The sequence below is a fragment of the Lentzea sp. HUAS TT2 genome (genome assembly GCF_051853195.1).
GTDB lineage: Bacteria > Actinomycetota > Actinomycetes > Mycobacteriales > Pseudonocardiaceae > Lentzea.
Map to the genome: position 1 here is coordinate 8,725,556 of NZ_CP196667.1, position 18,255 is coordinate 8,743,810.

Annotated in this window: 17 protein-coding genes; 6 read left to right on the forward strand and 11 right to left on the reverse strand. The window is 71.4% G+C overall.

Features of this window, described 5'->3' with window-relative positions; all coding sequences use genetic code 11:
- The first annotated feature begins 50 nt into the window (after positions 1-50).
- From ACSHWB_RS41340 to ACSHWB_RS41355, 4 genes are all read left to right on the forward strand, one after another.
- Positions 51-1,262 carry an AAA family ATPase gene (locus ACSHWB_RS41340; RefSeq protein ID WP_439658770.1) on the forward strand — a complete coding sequence of 404 codons (1,212 nt, stop codon included), beginning with the start codon at positions 51-53 and terminating at the stop codon, positions 1,260-1,262.
- On the forward strand, positions 1,259-2,473 hold the full coding sequence (locus ACSHWB_RS41345; protein WP_439658771.1) for a vWA domain-containing protein: 1,215 nt from the start codon (positions 1,259-1,261) through the stop codon (positions 2,471-2,473). Before ACSHWB_RS41340 ends, ACSHWB_RS41345 begins: the two co-directional genes overlap by 4 nt.
- Before the next feature lie 89 nt (positions 2,474-2,562).
- A complete protein-coding gene (locus ACSHWB_RS41350) occupies positions 2,563-3,093 on the forward strand; it encodes a hypothetical protein (RefSeq protein ID WP_439658772.1) in 531 nt (176 codons plus the stop codon).
- Positions 3,090-4,370: a hypothetical protein gene (locus ACSHWB_RS41355; protein ID WP_439658773.1), complete on the forward strand. Its 1,281-nt coding sequence runs from the start codon at positions 3,090-3,092 to the stop codon at positions 4,368-4,370. Before ACSHWB_RS41350 ends, ACSHWB_RS41355 begins: the two co-directional genes overlap by 4 nt.
- Here ACSHWB_RS41355 and ACSHWB_RS41360 read toward each other — a convergent pair.
- The 3 genes from ACSHWB_RS41360 to ACSHWB_RS41370 are packed head-to-tail and all read right to left on the reverse strand — an operon-like array spanning position 4,309 to position 9,266.
- Complete coding sequence (locus ACSHWB_RS41360) at positions 4,309-6,141, reverse strand: RiPP maturation radical SAM C-methyltransferase (RefSeq protein ID WP_439658774.1); 1,833 nt, start codon at positions 6,139-6,141, stop codon at positions 4,309-4,311. The two genes, ACSHWB_RS41355 and ACSHWB_RS41360, sit on opposite strands and share 62 nt — an antisense overlap.
- Entirely contained in the window at positions 6,131-6,520 is a 390-nt protein-coding gene (locus ACSHWB_RS41365) for a hypothetical protein (protein WP_439658775.1), read from the reverse strand. The genes ACSHWB_RS41360 and ACSHWB_RS41365 overlap by 11 nt, the downstream gene beginning before the upstream one ends.
- 10 nt (positions 6,521-6,530) lie before the next feature.
- Complete coding sequence (locus ACSHWB_RS41370) at positions 6,531-9,266, reverse strand: BTAD domain-containing putative transcriptional regulator (RefSeq protein ID WP_439658776.1); 2,736 nt, start codon at positions 9,264-9,266, stop codon at positions 6,531-6,533.
- A 135-nt stretch (positions 9,267-9,401) separates the two neighbouring features.
- Between ACSHWB_RS41370 and ACSHWB_RS41375 the strand changes: the two genes are divergently transcribed.
- Positions 9,402-9,971: an RNA polymerase sigma factor gene (locus ACSHWB_RS41375; protein WP_439658777.1), complete on the forward strand. Its 570-nt coding sequence runs from the start codon at positions 9,402-9,404 to the stop codon at positions 9,969-9,971.
- Here the strand turns inward: ACSHWB_RS41375 and ACSHWB_RS41380 are convergent.
- Positions 9,968-10,648, reverse strand: coding sequence for a hypothetical protein (locus ACSHWB_RS41380; protein ID WP_439658778.1), 681 nt, complete (start codon positions 10,646-10,648; stop codon positions 9,968-9,970). The genes ACSHWB_RS41375 and ACSHWB_RS41380 overlap by 4 nt on opposite strands.
- 131 nt (positions 10,649-10,779) lie before the next feature.
- Here ACSHWB_RS41380 and ACSHWB_RS41385 point away from each other — a divergent pair, with 131 nt between their 5' ends.
- A complete protein-coding gene (locus tag ACSHWB_RS41385) occupies positions 10,780-11,346 on the forward strand; it encodes a hypothetical protein (RefSeq protein ID WP_439658779.1) in 567 nt (188 codons plus the stop codon).
- Here the strand turns inward: ACSHWB_RS41385 and ACSHWB_RS41390 are convergent.
- The 7 genes from ACSHWB_RS41390 to modA form a co-directional block, all read right to left on the reverse strand.
- Positions 11,343-12,503 (reverse strand): PrsW family intramembrane metalloprotease, encoded by a 1,161-nt coding sequence (locus ACSHWB_RS41390; protein WP_439658780.1) that lies wholly within the window; start codon positions 12,501-12,503, stop codon positions 11,343-11,345. The two genes, ACSHWB_RS41385 and ACSHWB_RS41390, sit on opposite strands and share 4 nt — an antisense overlap.
- Positions 12,500-13,570 (reverse strand): hypothetical protein, encoded by a 1,071-nt coding sequence (locus ACSHWB_RS41395; protein ID WP_439658781.1) that lies wholly within the window; start codon positions 13,568-13,570, stop codon positions 12,500-12,502. The genes ACSHWB_RS41390 and ACSHWB_RS41395 overlap by 4 nt, the downstream gene beginning before the upstream one ends.
- A gap of 115 nt (positions 13,571-13,685) precedes the next feature.
- Complete coding sequence (locus ACSHWB_RS41400) at positions 13,686-14,300, reverse strand: cysteine hydrolase (protein WP_439658782.1); 615 nt, start codon at positions 14,298-14,300, stop codon at positions 13,686-13,688.
- A gap of 52 nt (positions 14,301-14,352) precedes the next feature.
- Positions 14,353-15,513 (reverse strand): NAD-dependent formate dehydrogenase, encoded by a 1,161-nt coding sequence (locus ACSHWB_RS41405; protein ID WP_439658783.1) that lies wholly within the window; start codon positions 15,511-15,513, stop codon positions 14,353-14,355.
- Between the two features lie 102 nt (positions 15,514-15,615).
- Positions 15,616-16,662: an ABC transporter ATP-binding protein gene (locus ACSHWB_RS41410; RefSeq protein WP_439658784.1), complete on the reverse strand. Its 1,047-nt coding sequence runs from the start codon at positions 16,660-16,662 to the stop codon at positions 15,616-15,618.
- The gene (gene modB / locus ACSHWB_RS41415; RefSeq protein ID WP_439658785.1) at positions 16,659-17,456 is read right to left on the reverse strand and encodes a molybdate ABC transporter permease subunit; all 798 of its coding nucleotides are present in this window, start codon (positions 17,454-17,456) and stop codon (positions 16,659-16,661) included. The genes ACSHWB_RS41410 and modB overlap by 4 nt, the downstream gene beginning before the upstream one ends.
- A complete protein-coding gene (gene modA / locus ACSHWB_RS41420) occupies positions 17,453-18,253 on the reverse strand; it encodes a molybdate ABC transporter substrate-binding protein (protein WP_439658786.1) in 801 nt (266 codons plus the stop codon). The genes modB and modA overlap by 4 nt, the downstream gene beginning before the upstream one ends.
- Positions 18,254-18,255 lie beyond the last annotated feature (2 nt).

Here is an 18,255-nt window from a genome sequence, read left to right on the forward strand (position 1 = left end):
CCTTTCGCCTGGCCGTCGCACGGCCACGACACAACCCAAGGTGATCGACCATGCCTGCACTGAACGCCCGGCCGCTCGACGTGGCCACCGAACTCCTCGCGCTGCTCGCCGACACGTCCACCGAGCAGCGCACCGACCACCAGCTGGAAGCCCTGAGCCTGGCCGTGTCCGCCGACCTGCCGGTGCTGCTGTGGGGTGAACCGGGCATCGGCAAGACCGCGGCCCTCACCCAGCTCGCCGACGCCCTCGCGCTGCCGCTGACCACGGTGATCGCCAGCGTGCACGAACCCTCGGACTTCTCCGGCCTGCCGGTGGTCGGCGACGACCCGGCGACGCAGGGCGTGCCGATGGCGCCACCCGACTGGGCGGTGCGCCTCGTCGAGGCGGGCCACGGGCTGCTGTTCCTCGACGAGCTGTCCACCGCTCCTCCCGCCGTCCAGGCCGCGCTGCTGCGGGTCGTGCTGGAACGACGGGTCGGCGCCCTGCGACTGCCGCCGGGCGTGCGGATCGTGGCCGCCGCGAACCCGCGTTCCTCCGCCGCCGACGGCTGGGAGCTGAGCCCGCCGCTGGCCAACCGGTTCGTGCATCTGCAGTGGACGTACGACCACGAGGTCGTGGTGCGCGGACTGGGCGGCACCTGGCCGGTCGCCGCACTCCCCCGGCTGAGCGCGGGGCGGCTGCCCGACGCCGTGGCGTTCGCGCGGCGGGCGGTGTGCGAACTGCTGGCCACCAGGCCGGACCTCGTGCATCAGCTGCCCAAGAACGAGGCGCGCCGCGGCGGTGCCTGGCCCTCGCCCCGCAGCTGGGAGATGACGTTGCGCCTGATCGCGTTCGCGACCGCGGCCGGCACGTCCCGGGAGGTGCTGTCCATGCTGGTGCGCGGCGCGGTGGGCGACGGTCCGGGACTGGAGCTGCTGGCGAGCCTCGACCGGATGGACCTGCCGGACCCCGAGGTGCTGCTGGCCGATCCGGCGTCGGCGGTCCTGCCCGAACGCGGCGACCTGAGGCAGGTGGTGCTCGACGGCGTGGTGGCGGCCGTGCGCAACCGGCCGGACGAGGCCCGCTGGAACGCCGCGTGGGCGTTGCTGACGCTGGCCTTGGAGACCGGCGCACCGGACCTGGTGGTCGTCCCGGCGTCGACGCTCGCCGCGCTGCGCCGCGACGACTGGGAGGTGCCGGCGGCGATAGAGCGGCTGGCCGGGGCCGTGTCGCTGTCGCGGCGGGCGGACAGGGCCAGGGCCGTGGTGGGTGCCCGCCGATGACCCTGGACGAGGAGAAGCTGTTCGCCGCCCGGCTGTACGCGGTCCAGTGCCGGCCGTACCTCGCGACGGCGTTGTTCGCGCTGCACGTCGTGGAGTCGCGGCAGGTCCCGACGATGGCTGTTGACCGGCATTGGCGTTGTTACGTCTCACCGGCGTTCGTCGACCGCAGGCCCGTGGAGGAGCTCGCCGGGATCTGGGTGCACGAGGTGTCCCACCTGATCCGAGACCACCACGGGCGCGGCGACCGGTTCGCGGCACAGCACGCGCTGACCGGGCCGGGCGAGCGGCTGCGGATGAACATCGCCGCGGACTGCGAGATCAACGACGACGTCTTCGGCGACGGGCTGGTGCGTCCCGACGACGCGGTCCAGCCCGCGGACCTCCGGCTGCCGGAGGGCGAGCTGATGGAGGACTACCTGCGGCAGTTCCGGCTCGGCCCGCACACCAACGCGTTCGCCTGGCTCGACTGCGGCAGCGGCGCCGACGGCCTGGAACGCGGCTGGGACCTCGGGCCGGACGGCGCGCACGGGCTCAGCGCGCAGGAGCAGGACGCCGCGCGTTTCCGCGTGGCCCAAGGCATCGCGGGCAGCCCCGGCTCCGTTCCGCAGGGCTGGCGGCGGTGGGCGGAGGAGGCTTTCCAGCCGCCGCAGCAGTGGCGTGACCTGCTGGGCGCGGCGGTCCGTTCAGCGGTCTCCGGCCCCGGCGTGGGCGAGGACTACACCTACGGCCGGCCATCACGCAGGTCGGCAGGAGTGCCCGGAGTCGTCATGCCCAGCCGGCGGCGCCGGCCTCCGCGCGTCGTCGTCATCGTCGACACCTCCGGGTCCGTGAGCGACGCCGAGCTGGGCAGTGCGATCGTCGAGATCGCCGCGATCGTCCGTGCCGTGGGCGGCCGGCGGGATCTCGTGTCGGTGCTGTCCTGCGACGCCGCCGCCCACGTCACCGGTCCGCTGTGCCAGGCGGAGGGGATCGCGTTGGTCGGCGGCGGTGGCACGGATCTGCGGGAGGGCTTCGCCAAGGCGTTGCGGGCCACTCCCCGTCCCGACGTCGTCGTTGCCCTGACCGACGGCCAGACGCCGTGGCCCGATGCCGCGCCGCCGTGCCGGACGGTGGTGGGTCTGTTCGCGCGGCAAAGCGCGTACGACGAGGACGATCCCGACTACGTTCCGGACCTGCCGCCGTCGTGGGCCCGAGTGGTCACCATCGGCTGACTCCGCATATTCCAGACGAAGTGTCTCCATTGATTTTTCATATGATTCTTCACTGGCGAAATGGAGGGAAAGAAGTATAGTCGCGTCCCATGCCGACAGCGGCGTCGAAAAATCTTTCCACCGTACTTCTCGCGGTTGTCGCGGTCACCTTCCCGACCGGGTGCGTGGGTCCGTTCGCGCCCCCGCCCAGGCCGTCGGAATCGAGCTCGGTCGCACCACCGACCAGTTCCGCACCGGCCTGTGTCGCGCCCGCGGGCGATTCGGCTACGGCGCCGATCGTCGGTGAATGGGTCTGCACGGGCTCGACCACCGAGATGCGTTTCCGCTTCTCCGCCGATGGCAAGTACAAATCCCGAGAAGCATTGGAATACGAAGCTTCCGGCGGCCGCTTCGTCTTTCACCGCGACCAGGACGGCACCTACGTGGCCGCGGGTGACCAGCTCGAACTGAACCCGGCGCGGTCCACGCGGACCCGCAAGGCACCGGATGATCCGGCGGGTGACCACACCGACCAGCCGGAAGCGCTGAAACGGCGGGTCTTCACCTTCCGCGCCGGTCGCGACGCGCTGCACCTGCACGAGTCGGGCGGGTACGCACTCGTCCTGCTGCGGGACTCGTGAGAGCGCGGGTCGTCGTCCAGGTCGTCGCGATCCTGGTCGGCGCGGCCTTCACGGTCCTCGCCGGGTGGATGTACAGCGACGCGTCCAGTGCCTGGCAGAAGGCGCTCCAGCAGGAGGTGGACCGGGCCGGTGTCCTCCAGGACGACGTGCGGCAGGTCTACGCGAACGAGGGTCCGTTCGCCTTCCGCGTCGCCGCGCTCCAGATCCGCGCGGACGCACTGACGCCGTTGGCGGGCACGAACGCGGCCGCCGCCACGGAGAAGGCGATCGCCGAGAACGCCGCCTTCGCGTTCCGCCAGGTCTCCGCTCCCCAGAACCTCGCCGGTCAGCGCCGCTACGACCTGTCCGGTGGCGGCTCGAATCTTCTCCTCCGGCTCGCCGACGTCGGTGCCGCTCGTCCGCCCGCGCCGGACCCCGCCGTTCCCGACCGGGAGGGTGACGACCTCGCCCGGCTCGCGCTGTGGATCTCCGCGGTCACCGCCCTCGTCACCGGTCTGGCCGTCGTCGGGGCCATGCTTCGCCGATCCGCACGGCCCGTGGTGGAGCTCTACCCGCAGCCGGGCATCGCGACCGGTCCGGAACGGCGGGTGGCGGTGCTGCTGCTCGTGATCTGGTCCGCCGGTGTGCTGTTCCCGTTGGTGCAGCTGGCCTTCAGCTCGCAGGAGCAGCGGTACCAGGCCGAGTCCGCGCGGCACGCCGTCCAGTCCCGCAGCGCGAAGAGCATCAGCTCGACGCGCACCGAGTTCGGGCGCACCGCCCTCCAGATCGCCGCGGAGGGCGGTGTGGCCGCGACCGGCAGGGAGATCGACGCCAACTACGAGGACGAGCGGACCGTGACCGATGCCCGCGAACTGGCGCGCGCCGAGGAGGCCGCGGCCGCCCGGAGTGCCGCGGTGGCCGGCGCGATGGCCCGCGATCCCGCACCGGCGGACGAGGTCGAGACCGGCCTGGCCACCGCGCTCGTCTCCGAGAAGGACGACTGGGACACGCTGACCGCCTTGGCGGCCTGGGAGACGCGCAAGGCGGACGCGGCCGGCCGCGTGTCGAACACCATGCTCGGGGTCATCGGTTTCGTGGTGCTGGCCGAGGCGGCGGTGCAGTTGATCGCTGAGCGACGCAAACAAGCCGCCCAACCGTTGGTGCGCAACCGGCAACGTCTGGACGGCCGCGCGCTCGGCCTGGTCTTCCTCGCGCTGCTGCTCGCGGCGGTGATCACTATCGGCCGCGGGTGGCGGGCAAGGCCAGTGCGAGCGCCAGCTCGTCGTCCAGGAACATGAGCCCGCGCTCCTGGAACTGCCGGAACGCGTCCCGCACCGCCTCGACCGGCAGGTCCAGCCCGAGCTCCGTGCGCACGGCGGCGGCGGTGCGCGGGCGTTCGGTGCAGGCCAGGTAGATCGCCGCGAGCGTGTCGTGGAAGGTGTACGTGCCGTCGTTGCCCTGGTGCCTGGCGTCGTCGATGCGCAGATACCCCGCCGCCGACCGGTAGACGAGCGTGGGACGGGTCTCCTGCCAGGCCCGGGCCCAGTCGATCACCGACTTCCTCAACGGCGTGTAAGCGGCAGCCGGCAACGCGGTGCTCGGTTCGTACTCGAAGAAGTACGCGATCCGTTCCACGTCAACGGTGTCCGGGTAGACGAACCGGTAGCTCGCCTCGGGCTTGGGCCGTGGCAACCCGAAACTGTCCGGCCGGGTGTGCATCGGGCTGAAGCGTTCGAGCCACAGCCGGTCGGCGCTCGCGGGAGGTTGCAGGTGCACGAGGTGCGGCACGATCCTCGCCTGCTCCGCGTAGTCCTCCTCGGTCTCGCCGGGAAACCCCCACAGGATGTTCCACGCCACGTCGATGCCGTAATAACCGGCCCAGCGCAACAGGTTCACGTTCTGCGCCGCTCGGACGCCCTTGTTCATCAACCTCAGCACGGCGGAGCTGAGCGACTCCAGGCCGGGCTGCAGCCGCGTCACGCCACCGAGCGCCAGCACTTTCAGCTGTGCCCTGGTGAGGTTCGCCTTGGCCTCGTAGAAGATCTCGTAGTCCTCGCCGCGTTCGGCGATCACCGGGAACAGCTCCCGCAGGTAGCGCGGATCGAGGATGTTGTCGACCGCCTCGAACCGCGTGGAGCGGTACCGCCTCGCCTGGTGCGCGAGCTCGTCCAGCACGCGCACCGGTGACTTGGCGCGGAACCGCATCGTGGTCCCGTTGAGCCCGCAGAAGGTGCAGTGGTGCTTGGCGCCCCACCAACACCCCCTGGCGGCCTCGAACGGGATCCAGACGTCACCGGCGAGCAGCCCCAGCACCGCCATCCGGTCGAAGTACTCGCCGTACTCCGGGTCGGGCAGGTCGTCGAGCTGCTCGTGCGGTGGTGCGGCCGGGGTCGCGACCACGTCGTCCCCGACCCGCCGGGCGACGCCGGGGATCGCGCCCGGATCGGTTCCGGCGGCCAGCGCGTCCAGCAGCCGGGGGAACGCGCTGTCGCCCTCCCCGATGACCGCGAAGTCGACACAAGGCAGTGAGCGCACCAGTTCCAGGCCCATCTCACCGTCGAAGTTGGCGCCCCCGAACACCGTGACGACGTCCGGGAAACGATCCTTGAGCCGCCGGGCCAGCGCCACCGACGCGGCCGTCTGCTGGAAGGTCGAGCTGAACCCGACGACGCGCACCCCTTCCCAGTCCACTTCGGACACAAGTGCGTCGAGGAACGCCGGGACGTCGTGCTCGCGCGTTCGCAGCAACCGTTCCCGGTCACCCAGGTAGGCGAGGTCGTCGGCGAACTCCAGCAGCAGCTTGCCCTCCTGGTCGGGAGCGGCGTCGCCGAAGGCCTCGACCGCGAACAGCCACTCGCCGACCAGCCTCCCGCACTGGTCGGCGAGCTGCCGGTAGTAGGCCGTGCCGATCCTGGCCGCGAGGTCCAGGTTCGCGTGCAGCGTGCGCACCGGGAACCCCTCCCGGCGGGCGATCGCCGCGAGGAGTCCCAACTGGATGGACGGGCGGTCGGCGTGCATGAAGGGCATGGACACGACGACCACCGGCCAGGCGGCGCGATCAGTCGTCATCGTGAGCAGGCCCGGGAGGAGTGGGCGGTGGAGGGGGCGGCGGAGGAGGCGTGATGGGCGGCACGAGGATCGGACCTGTCGGGCCCGACGGGGGCAGGCCACGAACGACCATGGCGCGCGTGACCATCTCGTACGTGGCCGCGGGCGGAGGCGGGCAGTCCGCGCTCGCCAGCAGGAGTGCGACCGTGGCAGGCGAGTACGGCGTGAACGCCTGCTCGAAATCCTCGTGGAAGGCCCGCTCGTTCGGTCTGCCTTCGCCGTCGGTGATGCACCCGGCCACGTTGAGGATCGCGGCCAGCAGTCTCCGCTGCTCCTCGGACAGGTCCAGCGCCTGCAGCCGCGCGAAGAGTTCGGTGGTGCCGTCGGTGGGTTCGGTCATCGTCTGCCTTTCACGGGTGGTTCTCCAGCTTGGCCCGCACCTTGGCGGCGTCGAGGTGACCGAGCTGGTCGAGGATCTCCAGGGCATTTCCCCACGCGGTGCGGGCCGCGCCCGCGTCGCCGACGTGGTCGTGCGCGTCGCCCAGCGACATCAGCGTGTACGCCTCGCTGAAGCGGTAGCCGGTCACGCGGAACAGGTCGACCGCGGCCTGGTAGCAGTCGATCGACCGCGCGTGATGGCCGAGGTGGTCGTGCGAGTAGCCGAGGCTGTGCCAGGTCTGGCCCGCGCCGAGCTGGTCGCCCAGCGCGGTCTGCAGTTCCAGCGCCCGTTCGCAGTGGACGATGGCGGCCTCGTGGTCGCCGGACAGCGCGTGGAACCAGCCGACCGCGTTGAGGCACTTCGCCTGCCCCGCCTCGTGCCCGGCCCTGCCGAACAGGTCGAGGCCCTGCTCGGCCTGGGCGAGCGCCTCGGCGACGCGCTCCTGACGTTCGAGCATCCAGCAGAGGTAGTACCGGACGTGCGCCTGGCCCACCAGGTCGTCGGCGTCGCGGTACAGGTCGAGCGCGACCGAGAACCGGAAGCGGGCGTCCTCGAACTTCTCCAGCCAGACCTGGGTGCATCCCACGTAGCACTGGGCGTAGGCCTGCTTGATCGGGTCGCCCAGCCGGCGGGCGGCGGCGAGCGCGAGCGTGAGGGTCTCGATCTCGTCGTGCCAATGTCCTTGGTGGGCCAGGAAACGCCGCATCGTCCAGGCCAGCTCCCACACCTGGGCGTCGAACTCGACGGGCTGGTGGACGGCGGCGAGCAGCACCCGCCGCTCGGCGCGGAACCAGGCCAGTGCCGCGCCGTGGTCGGCAACCCGTTCCGGCACGACGCCGGGCGGGAGCGCGGTCAGGGTGGGCGGCTCCTCCCTGCGTGGGTCGAGCAGTCTGTCGGCGTGGTTCGCGCTGTGGACGTAGTGGCCGAGCATCCGGCCGATCGCCGCGTGCCGCTCGGGTTCGGGATCGAGGGTGCGGGCCTGTTCCGACGCGTAGGCGCGCAGGAGGTCGTGGCAGGTGTAGCGGCCGGGACTGTCCTCGGCGACCAGATGTGCGTCCGCGAGTTCGGCCAGCAGCGGGCGCGTGACGCCGACCGGTAGTCCGGCCAGGCTCGCCGCCGCACGGGTGCCGAGGTCCGGGCCGGGGTGCAGGCCGGTCAGCCGGAACAACCTTGCTGCGGCGGCACCGAGTTGCAGGTAGGACCACGAGAACACGGCCCGCGGGTCGGTCGCCTGGTCGGCGCGGGAGAACTCGTCGAGACCGCCGCGTGCCTCGTGCAGTTCGCGGGCCAGCGCGGCGAGGCGGAACCTCGGGTGCATGGCGGCGCGGGCGGCCACCACCGCGAGTGCCAACGGCAGCCGCGCGCACAGCACGACGATCTCGTCGACCGCGTCCGGTTCGGCCGCTGTCCGTTGTGCGCCGAGGCGTCCGGCCAGCAGCTCGCGCGCCTCGCGGTCGTCGAGCAGGTCCAGCGGCACCGGGCGGGCGCCCTCGGTGACGAGACCGGCCAGCTGGCTGCGGCTGGTCACCAGGGCGAGGCTGCCCGGTGCTCCCGGCAGCAGCGGGCGGACCTGCTCGGCGTCGCGCGCGTTGTCCAGCACGACCAGCACCCTGCGGTCCGCGAGCAGGCTGCGGTAGAGGCCGACCTGCGCGTCGAGGCTGGCGGGGATCTGCGCGGACGGCACCTCGAACGCGTCCAGGAAGCCGCGCACCGCCTCTCCGGGGGCGACCGGGGAGCCCGTCGGGTCGAACCCGCGCAGGTTCACGTAGAGCTGCCCGCCGGGGAACTCGGCGCGGGCCAGGTGCGCCCAGTGCACAGCCAGCGTGGTCTTGCCGACGCCCGCGGTCCCCGACACCACGATGATCCCCGCGGTGCTGCCGAGACTGCGCAACTCCTCCGCGCGGCCGGCGAAAGCGGGGATGTCGGGCGGGAGCTGCGCCGGGGTCGCCAACGCGCGTTCCCGGCCGGGTTTCGGCAGGTCGCCGCGCAGGATCGCGCTGTGCAACGCACGTAGTTCCGGCCCCGGATCGGTGCCCAGTTCGTCGGCGAGCCGTCTGCGGACGACGCCGTAGCGTTCGACGGCCTCCGCGTCCCTGCCCGCCGCGTGCAGCGCGCGCATGAACAGGACTTCGAGCGGTTCGGCCAGCGGGTACTCCGCGAGCAGGTCGGGCAGTGCGCCGATCACCCCGTCGAACCGGCCCAGCCTGAGCTCGACCTCGCCCCACAGCACGATCGCGTCCAGCCGCCGCCGGTGCCAGCTCTCCCTGACCTGCTCCACCCACTCGCCCCGGACGCCCGCGAGCGGCGTGCCGCGCCACAGGCCCAGCGCCTCGGTCAGCACGGCCGCGCGCTCGACGTCGCCGCCCCGTGCGTCCCTGCCCAGCTCGACCAGCCGGGAGAACCGGTGCAGATCCACCTGATCGGGATCGACGTCCAGCACGTAACCCGCATTCCTGCGGTCGACGTGGATGTTTTCCCCGGCCTTCCTGAGCAATTGGCGAATTCGACTCAGATGGGAATAGAGCACGTTGCGCGCCTGGACCGGCGGGTCGTCGTGCCACACCCGGTCGATCAGCATCTCGACGGCGACCGGGCGTCCCGCGTCCACCGCGAGCGCGGCCAGCACGGCCTGCTGACGAGGGGTTCCGACGTCGAGCAGCCCGCCGTCGACGCTCAGCTGCACCTCCCCGAAGAGCCGGAGTTCCATGCCGCGAGCCCCCGGATTTCGACGGGTGACGAAAGACGGACCCGTCGATGCTGACTGCTCCGCAAGGTCGCCGCAAGGTCGGCGAGCAGAGCGTTCCGAAACCGTGGAGCCAATGGAGCAACGGGGAGGGCGAGAATGCGGAACGAATCGTCGGTCGCGGCACTGCTGGAAAGCGCCGCGCAGGGTGTGGAATCCGCCTGGCGGGAACTCTTCCGGCGTTATTCGCCGCTGGTGTCGGCGGTGTGCCGGCGCCACGGGATCACGGGGGCCGACGCCGACGACGTCAGCGGGAACGTCTGGCTGCAGCTGGTGCTCAACGTCGCGAAGATCCGCAACCCGGAGGCGTTGCCGGGCTGGCTGACGACGACCGTCCGGCACGAGTGCATGTCGCTGCTGCGCGGCCGGCATCGCGAGGTCCCGGACGAGCGGGAGCCGGCCGACCCCGCCGAACCGGCCGCGGACGAGCCGCTGCTGCACGAGGAACGGCGCGTCACGGTGCGCTGCGAGGTCGCCCGGCTGCCGGTGCGGCAACGAGAACTGGTCTCGATGCTGCTGACCGATCCCCCGCCGTCCTACGCGGAGATCAGCTCGCGGCTCGGCATGCCGGTCGGCGCGATCGGCCCGACCAGGCAACGCTGCCTGGTCAGACTGCGCCGTTCCACGGCGATCGCGGCGTTGCAGGAGGTTCACGACCGTTCCGCCTAGTCGGACGGCACGGCGCGCTCCAGCGCGTCGCACATCCAGGTGGAGGACCCGAACGTGATCACGGCCGTCCGCACCCCGTTGCGCAGCGGCAGCGAGGAGCTCGGGCAGAACTCGGGTTCGGGCCCCTCCGCCGGTTGGACCGGGGTGAGCGTCGGGTCGGAGCGGGTCTGCCCGAACAGGTAGCACAACGCCACGTCCGCGGCGGCGTCGAGCCGGAGCGCCACGACGACGCCAACGGACCACGGGTGATCGGCGTGCTGGTAGATCGCGATGGTCAGCTTGTCGGCTTCGTAAAGGCACCTCGCGGTGTCGGCCCCCGCCAGGTACTTGCTGGCCAGACCACGCACTCCCATCGCGAAGTCCCTGGCAGCGCTGCTCGCCCGCCGTTGTCCCTCCGGGACGAGCATGTCGATCTGGCTGAGCAGCTCGACGAACGGCGGGCAGGGGTTCGTCGTGACGGTCCGGACGGTGGCCTCCTCCTGGAGAGACCGGTCGAACGCGGGCAGCCAGTGCCCGATCTCCTGGCCGGGCCGGCGGCACCCGGCCTGTGTCGTACCGGCCCCGACCTCCTTCGAGCCGGCCGTGGGTACTGCCTCGCCTGCGGATCCCGCGCTCGTCGCCGCGTCCCCGCCGGGGTCGCAGCCTGACAACAGAACCGTCAGCAGAGCCGTCAGCACGGCCCACCGCGGTGTTCTCCCTGTGCGTCGCATGCCCCTCAGACGGCCCGTGCGTCTTCGTTGATACGCGTATCAAGCGTGTCGCCGATGTCGTCTGTCTCTCCGACAACGCCGACCACGAGGAGAACGACATGAGCGTCACGCTGACCGAGTCGGAGCTCATCGCCCTGTACTGGTGGCCGTTCCCCCCGCCGGAGGACGAGCTGGGCTGGATCTACCAGTTCGACGCCATCCGGCACTGGGTCGCCGACACCACGATCGTCCCGGCACGGCAGAAGATGCCGGCCGACGAGCGGCTGCGGTGGGTCGCGCTGGCCACCGGCGCGGCGGTCAACCAGGCCGCGGCGTTGCAGCAGGCGGCGGACCGGCTCGGCAGCGACGCGGTGCCGATGGTCAACCGCGCGGCGCTCGAGCAGTTCGCCGACGGCCTGATCGGCTCGCCCCCGATCTGCGACTTCCAGCCCCCACCGCAGGGACAGACCGTGGTCGTGGGCGGTGTGGTGTTCGTGATCCCGCCCGTGACACCGGTTCCGGTGCCGCCGCACTGGGGTCCGGGCGAACGTCTGTCCCGAGTGGACCTGATGGGCGTCGGCACCCGGCTCCGCGCCGCCGCCGTCGCGACGACCTCGCCCGCGCTGCGCGAGGTGCTGCTCGACGCGGCGGAGCGGATGTTCGTGACCGCGGGCGAACGACTCTAGGCTCGGATACCGCGCAGCCGCAGCAGTTCGGCCCGCGCGTGCGCGACCTCGCTCGTCTCGTTCCCTTGCGCGCGAGCGAGTTCGCGGGCCAGGTCGGACGCCGCCTCCAGCAGGTGCCGTGCCCTGCGGCGACCGCGCACCAGCTTCCGGAACGCCTTGCGGTCCTTGCCGAGACCGCTGACAGCACCGAGCAGCGCGGGATCGATGACCCCCGCATCCGCTTCGGGCTGCAGCAGCTGGCGGATCCAGACCCGTTCCTGCCGGGACGCGTGCCGCGCGACGTAGAACAGCGTGACGAGCTCGACCACCGCGATCACGAACGGCAGCACGGCCGCCAGGACGCCGATGCCGCCGCTCAGGCCTCCCATGTCGTCCCACGCGAAGTGGAACACCATGGCGGTCAGCATGGTCAGCACGCCGCGGGGCACGTTGCGCTCGCCGGGAGTGCGGCCGAGGACCCACATCAGGCCCGCGCAGAAGATCGCGCTGAACAACGCGTGCGACACGATCCCGGCCGCGCCGCGGACCAGGAACATCTGGAACGACGACGCCAGCTGGTCGGCGCCGAACGTCTGCGCGGCGCCGTTGTAGACGTAGAGCACGTCCTCGAAGACCTGGAAGCCCAGCCCGATGAACGCGCCGATGATGAAGCCGTCGTAGGCGCCCCGCACCAGCCTCGGGGCGAGGCCGATCAGCAGGACCAGGCCGAGCGCCTTGCCGAACTCCTCGTTGATCGGCGCGGTGAGACCGGCGGCCCAGTCGGCGGCGAAGGCCGTTCCGCCGAGCTTCGTCCAGATCTCCAGCAGGGCGGTGTTCGCGGGCAGCGCGATCCAGAACGTCGCGGCGAGGCCACCCCAGGCGAACGCCGCCGCCAGCAGCGCGGCGGGCTGGGCGGTGTAGCGGTTCTGGTGGCGCAGGAGCAGCAGCCACGGCACCAGGTACAGGCCGAACAGCACGACGCCGCCGGTCAGCGCGGGGCTGTAGAAGTGGGCGCCGGGCCCGAAGTAGCGCAGCATCGACAGCGCGCCGCCGCCCACGCCCAGCAGGTACACCCAGAACGCCAGGTTGCGCGGCTGGACCAGGCTGAACGGCAGCCCCCAGCCCGACTGCTCGATCGCGGTGAGCTGCGCGGTCCGCGCTTCGGATGTCGTGGTCATCGGGCCGCCCCCGCCGTGATGCTGCGCAGGAAAGTCCCCACGGTGTCCTGCAGACGTTCGAACTGCCCCGGCGCCGTGCGCACCCTGACCAGCAACGCAGGCGCGGCCGCGGCCTCACCGGATGCGGTCGTCATCTTGAACGCGACGTCGAGCCCGTCCCCGTTGGGCGAGGTGCTGCCCTGGGCGACCCCCACCAGCCCGGACGCGGTCGTCACCGTGCCTCGCGACCCGTCCACGCCCGGTGGGCTGCCCTCCGCGCGCTGCACCTGGTCCAGGAACGCCTCCGCGCTGCCGGTGAACGGTGTGCCGCGCAACACGATCGACGCACCACCCGCCGCCAGCTGAACCTGAAGGCTCGTCGGGTTGGCCGAACCGGTCCCGGCCAGCACACCGTCCTCCAGCTGCCAGCCCACCGGCGGCACCGCGGTCGCGCCGTCGCCGAGGTCCAGCACGTCACCGGCACGGATCTCGTTGTGCCACGGGATGACCGCGTTCAGGGCGGGTAGTCCGTAGAGCAGCAGCAGCGCGATCGCCAGAACGCTGAGGGCGGGTGCGAACGTCCGCCGGTCCAGTCCGAGGAACCGGTGCTCGACCGGCACCCACCCCCGCGGTGCTGTGTCCACCATCCCGAGCCCCTTTCCCGGCCACGCCTCGCACCACTTGACCACACCTCGTCCTGGTCGGCATGGCGTGATCACTCGCATCTGTCCGCCGTTGAAGTTCGCGAACAGCACGCTCGCCAGTGCCAGCCCCACCAGGAGGTTGAACACCGTGGCGCCGGCGAAGACGCCGGGAGTGGTGACGACACGCTCGCACTGCTCGGCGAGTGGTTCGGCCTGGCGGTGCGGCGCGAGGTGCGGGAGCCGTTCGCGATGACGCTCTCCACCGCCGACGGATGCGGCAGCGACGTTCCACTGGCGTGAGACTCTGCAGCAGATCTGCGTCACCGGCACGGTCGAACCGCTGCCCGCCGAGATGTCCGACGCGCTGTTCGCCGACCGGCCGCGGGCCGCGCAGGCCGCGGTGATCCTCTCCCAGCAGAGCACGCCGCTGCTCGACGAGGCCACGTTGCACGAGCAGGCACGGAAACCCCAGCAGGACAGCGACTTCGTCCTTGATCCTCAGATGCGTCCACATCGGACGAACCCGAGCCGCAGGCGCGTTCACGGCACGCCCGCGCGGTCAGGCAAGAGCGGCGATCACCTGGTCCGCGCTCACCGGGAGGGAGAACATCGGGTAGTCGTAGGTGATCGCGTTGTCGTGCTCGGCGACCGAGGTCCCCGCCACGCAGTCGGTCAGCGTGATCACGCGGTAGCCGTTCTCGTAGCCGGTGCGCATGGTCGACTCGACGCAGCAGTTCGTGAGGAACCCGCCGAGCACGATCGTCGTGATCCCCTTGCTGCGCAGGATGAAGTCGAGGTTGGTGCTGGCGAACGTGTCCAGCCCGCGCTTGCCCTCCACCACGATGTCACCTGGCTGGGGTGCGAGCTGGTCGGTGATCGCCGCGCCCCAGCTGTCCTTGACGAACGCGTTGCCGTCCACGACGCCCTTGAGGATCCCGTACGGGTGCGCGGAGATCTCGTGATAACCCTGGGCGAACGTGATGGGCGCGTGCATGATCGTCGCGCCCGCCGCACGGGCCGCGTCCACGACCGCGACGGTCTTGCCGAGCATGCCGGTCTTGTCCATCACCTCGGACACGGCGCCGTGCAGCACGCCGCCCTCGCTGGTGAAGTCGTTCTGGTACTCGATCAGCACCACGGCGGTCGTGGCGGGGTCCAGCGTCAGTTCGCTCATGGCCCCATCCAACGTTCGCGGTGAACCCCGCAGCAATCACCGGACCGGGTGATCAGCTGTTCGTCGAGTACGAGTGCGCGCCCGTCCCGGCGAGCTTGCCGCCGTCCACGATCAGGTACTCGTCGCGGATCGCCGTGCCCGCGAAGAACGACTCCAGGATCTCCCTGGTGCCGGCCGCGTACCGGGTCTGCGCCGACAGCGAGCTGCCCGAGATGTGCGGGGTCATGGCGTGGTGCGGCATGGTCCGCCACGGGTGGCCGGCCGGTGCGGGCTGCGGGAACCACACGTCGCCGGCGTACCCCGCGAGCTGGCCGCTCTCCAGGGCGCGCACGACGGCGTCGCGGTCGGCGATGCGGGCGCGGGCGGTGTTGATCAGGTAGGCGCCGCGCCTCATCGTGGCGATCAGGTCGTCGCCGAACAGGCCCTCGGTCTCGGGGTGCAGCGGCGCGTTGATCGTCACGACGTCGCAGTGCGGCACCATGGCCGCGGCCGACTCGTGGAACGTCAGGTTGTACTCGCGTTCCACGCTCTCCGGCAGGCGGTGGCGGTCGGTGTAGTGCAGGTGCATGTCGAACGGCGCCAGGCGCTTCAGCACCGCTAGTCCGATCCGGCCGGCCGCGACCGTGCCGACGTGCATGCCCTCGACGTCGTAGGAACGGGCCACCGCGTCGGCGATGTTCCAGCCGCCGTCGAGCACGATCTGGTGCGAGGGAACGAAGTTGCGCACCAGGTTCAGGATCGACATCACGACGTGCTCGGCGACGCTGATGCTGTTGCAGTACGTCACCTCCGCCACCGTGACGCCGTGTTCGATCGCCGCGTCCAGGTCGACGTGGTCCGAGCCGATGCCCGCGGTCAGCGCGAGCTTCAGCCTCGGGGCACGGGCGAACCGTTCCGCGGTCAGGTAGGCCGGCCAGAACGGCTGGGAGATCACGACGTCCGCGTCCGCCAGCTCCCGGTCGAACGTCGAGTCCGGATCCTCCTTGTCGGACGTGACGACGAGGGTGTGGCCCTGGCTCTCCAGGTACTGCCGCAGGCCGAGCTCGCCGGAGACGCTGCCGAGCAGGGTGCCCGGCGTGAAGTCGACGGCGGACGGCGTCGGCAGCGTCTGCCCGCCGGGATAGCCGTCGAGGTGCGGCAGGCCGTCCCTCGCGTAGGTCTCGGGGTAGCCGTCGACCGGGTCGTCGTAGAGCACGCACAGGACCTTCGCCATTGCAGGTCTCCCGTTCGGAAGTCGTTGTGGTGCCTCGACCTTCCTCCCGCGACGAGCACGGTGTCCAAGCGAACGTCGCTATCGCTCGATAGCCGGCGACTGTCAGACCGGGTAGACGTGGGTCTCGGTCGCCTTCACCGCCGCCCACAACTCGTCGCCGGGACGCAGCCGCAGATCGGCGAGCGTGGCCGTGGTGATGTCGGCGAGCACGGCCGGCGCGCCGTCCAGGCGGACACGGGTGGTGTGCGCGTGCTGTTCGATCGCGGCGACCGTGACCGGCCAGACGTTGCGCGGGCTGCCTTCCGGCTTCGCGGCGTGCAGGCTCACGGCGTTGGGCGGGAACACGACGTGCACCGGACCGTTGACAGGTCTCGGGATCGTGAGCCGGCCGCCTCCCTCCAGGTCGACGTCCGTGCCCGATGCCTTGCCGCGGTAGAAGTTCAGGCCGACGAGGTTCGCGACGTAGTCGGTGCGGGGCTGGCGGGCGACCTCCGCGGGCGGCCCGGACTGCACGGCACGGCCGCCTTCCAGGATCACCAGGCGGTCCGCCAGCACCATGGCGTCCAACGGGTCGTGGGTGACCAGCAACGTGTGCCCGCCGAAGTCCGCGAGGTGCCGGCCGAGCTCCGAACGGACCTGCAGGCGGGTGCTCGCGTCCAGCGCGGCGAGTGGTTCGTCGAGCAGCAGCAGGCTCGGGCCGGTGACCAGCGCCCGTGCCAGCGCGACGCGTTGGGCCTGACCTCCTGACAGGGAACGGGGCTTGGTGTGCGCGTAGCCGTTCAGCTCGACCCGGTCGAGCCAGCGCGCCGCCTCTGCCCGTGCCTCGGCGCGGCGGGTGCCACGGGACCGGAGGCCGAACGCGACGTTCTCCAACGCCGACATGTGCGCGAAGAGCAGGTAGTCCTGGAACACCACGCCGATCGGCCGTCTCTCCGTCGGCACGAACGCGCCCGCACCGTCCCAGATGGACTCGCCGACGGTGATGTGGCCGGACGTCAACGGGAGCAGCCCCGCCAGGGCGCGCAGCGCGGTGGACTTGCCCGCGCCGTTCGGGCCGAGCAGCGCGACGACCTCGCCGGGCGCGATCGTCACGTCGAGGTCGAGGGTGAAGGTGCCGCGCGTGACGCGCAGTTCCGCGTTCAGGCTCATGTCGGCCCGCTGATCCACCGGTCGCGCAGACCGGCCAGCACTCCGACGGACACCAGCAGCAGCACGATGCTCAGCACGATCGCGGCGTCCGGATCCGTTTCCAGGGCAAGGTAGACCGCGAGCGGCATGGTCGTCGTCTCGCCGGGGAAGTTGCCGGCGAACGTGATCGTCGCACCGAACTCCCCCAGCGCCCGCGCCCAGCACAGCACCGCGCCCGCCACCACACCCGGCAGCACCGACGGCAGCGTCACCCGCCGGAACGTCAGCCACCTCGACGCGCCCAGCGTCGCCGCCGCCTCCTCGTACCGCGGATCGGCTGCCCGCAGCGCACCCTCCACGGAGATCACCAGGAACGGCATCGCCACGAACGCCTCGGCGACGACGACCCCGGCGGTGGTGAACGGCAACGAGATGCCGAACCACGCGTCGAGGTGCTCGCCGATCAGGCCACGCCGGCCGAGCACGAGCAGCAACGCGACACCGCCGACAACGGGTGGCAGCACGAGCGGCACGGTGACGAGCGCGCGCAGGAACCCACGACCAGGCAGGCCTGAGCGCGCCAGCAGCCAGGCCAGCGGGATGCCGAGGAACAGGCACAGCACCGTCGCCAGTGAGGCGCAGATCAACGACAGCCGCAGCGCCTCGCCGACCTCAGCACTGAGCAAAGTGGACAGTGACGTCCACGGCGTCCTGATGAGCAGCCCGGCGAGCGGCACCAGCAGGAACGCCAGGCCGGCCACGGCGGGCAGGACGAGGACCGCGGGCAGCCGTCCCCGCACCCGGTTGCGCCTCACGGGCTGTCGAAGCCCGCCGCGCTGAGCACCGACTTCCCCTTCTCGGACAGCACGAAGTCGACGAACGCCTTGGCCGTGGCGGCGTTGGGCGCCTTGGCCAGCGGGGCGATCGGGTAGTCGTTGACGGCCTGCGCCGACTCGGCGAACTCGATGCCCTCGACCTTGTCGCCCGCGGCCTTCACGTCCGTCCTGTAGACGAGCGCACCGTCGACCTCACCGAGCGAGACCTTGGTGAGCACGGCCTTCACGTCCTGCTCCAGCGTGTCCGGCGCGGGCGTGATCCTGGCGAGCTCGAAGACCTTCTTCGACGCGGCGCCGCACGGCACCTGCTCCGCGCACAGCGCGATCTTCCTGCCCGCGTCGGCGAAGTCCGCGAGCCCGGCGATCTTGCCGGGGTTGCCCTTCGGCACGGCGATCGCGAGCTTGTTCCTCACGAACGTCCTCGGCACGTCCGTGATCGTCTTGGTGTCGGTCACCTGCTTCATGTTCGCCGGCGCGGCCGAGGCGAACACGTCGGCCGGCGCGCCCTGGTTGAGCTGCTGGGCGAGCGCCGAACTGCCGCCGAAGTTGAACTTCACCTTCGTGCCGGGGTGGGCGGCCTCGAAGTCCTTGCCGAGCTGGGTGAACGTCTCCATCAGCGAGGCCGCCGCGAACACCGTGACGTCCCCGGTGACCTCCGGCGCCTCGGAACCCGGCGCGGCGCTCTGCTGACCTGAACCACACCCCGCGAGCACCAGCGCGGCTGAGGCGACCGCGAGGGTGATCCTGTCAGACTTGCTTCTCCGCAGATTCGGCACTG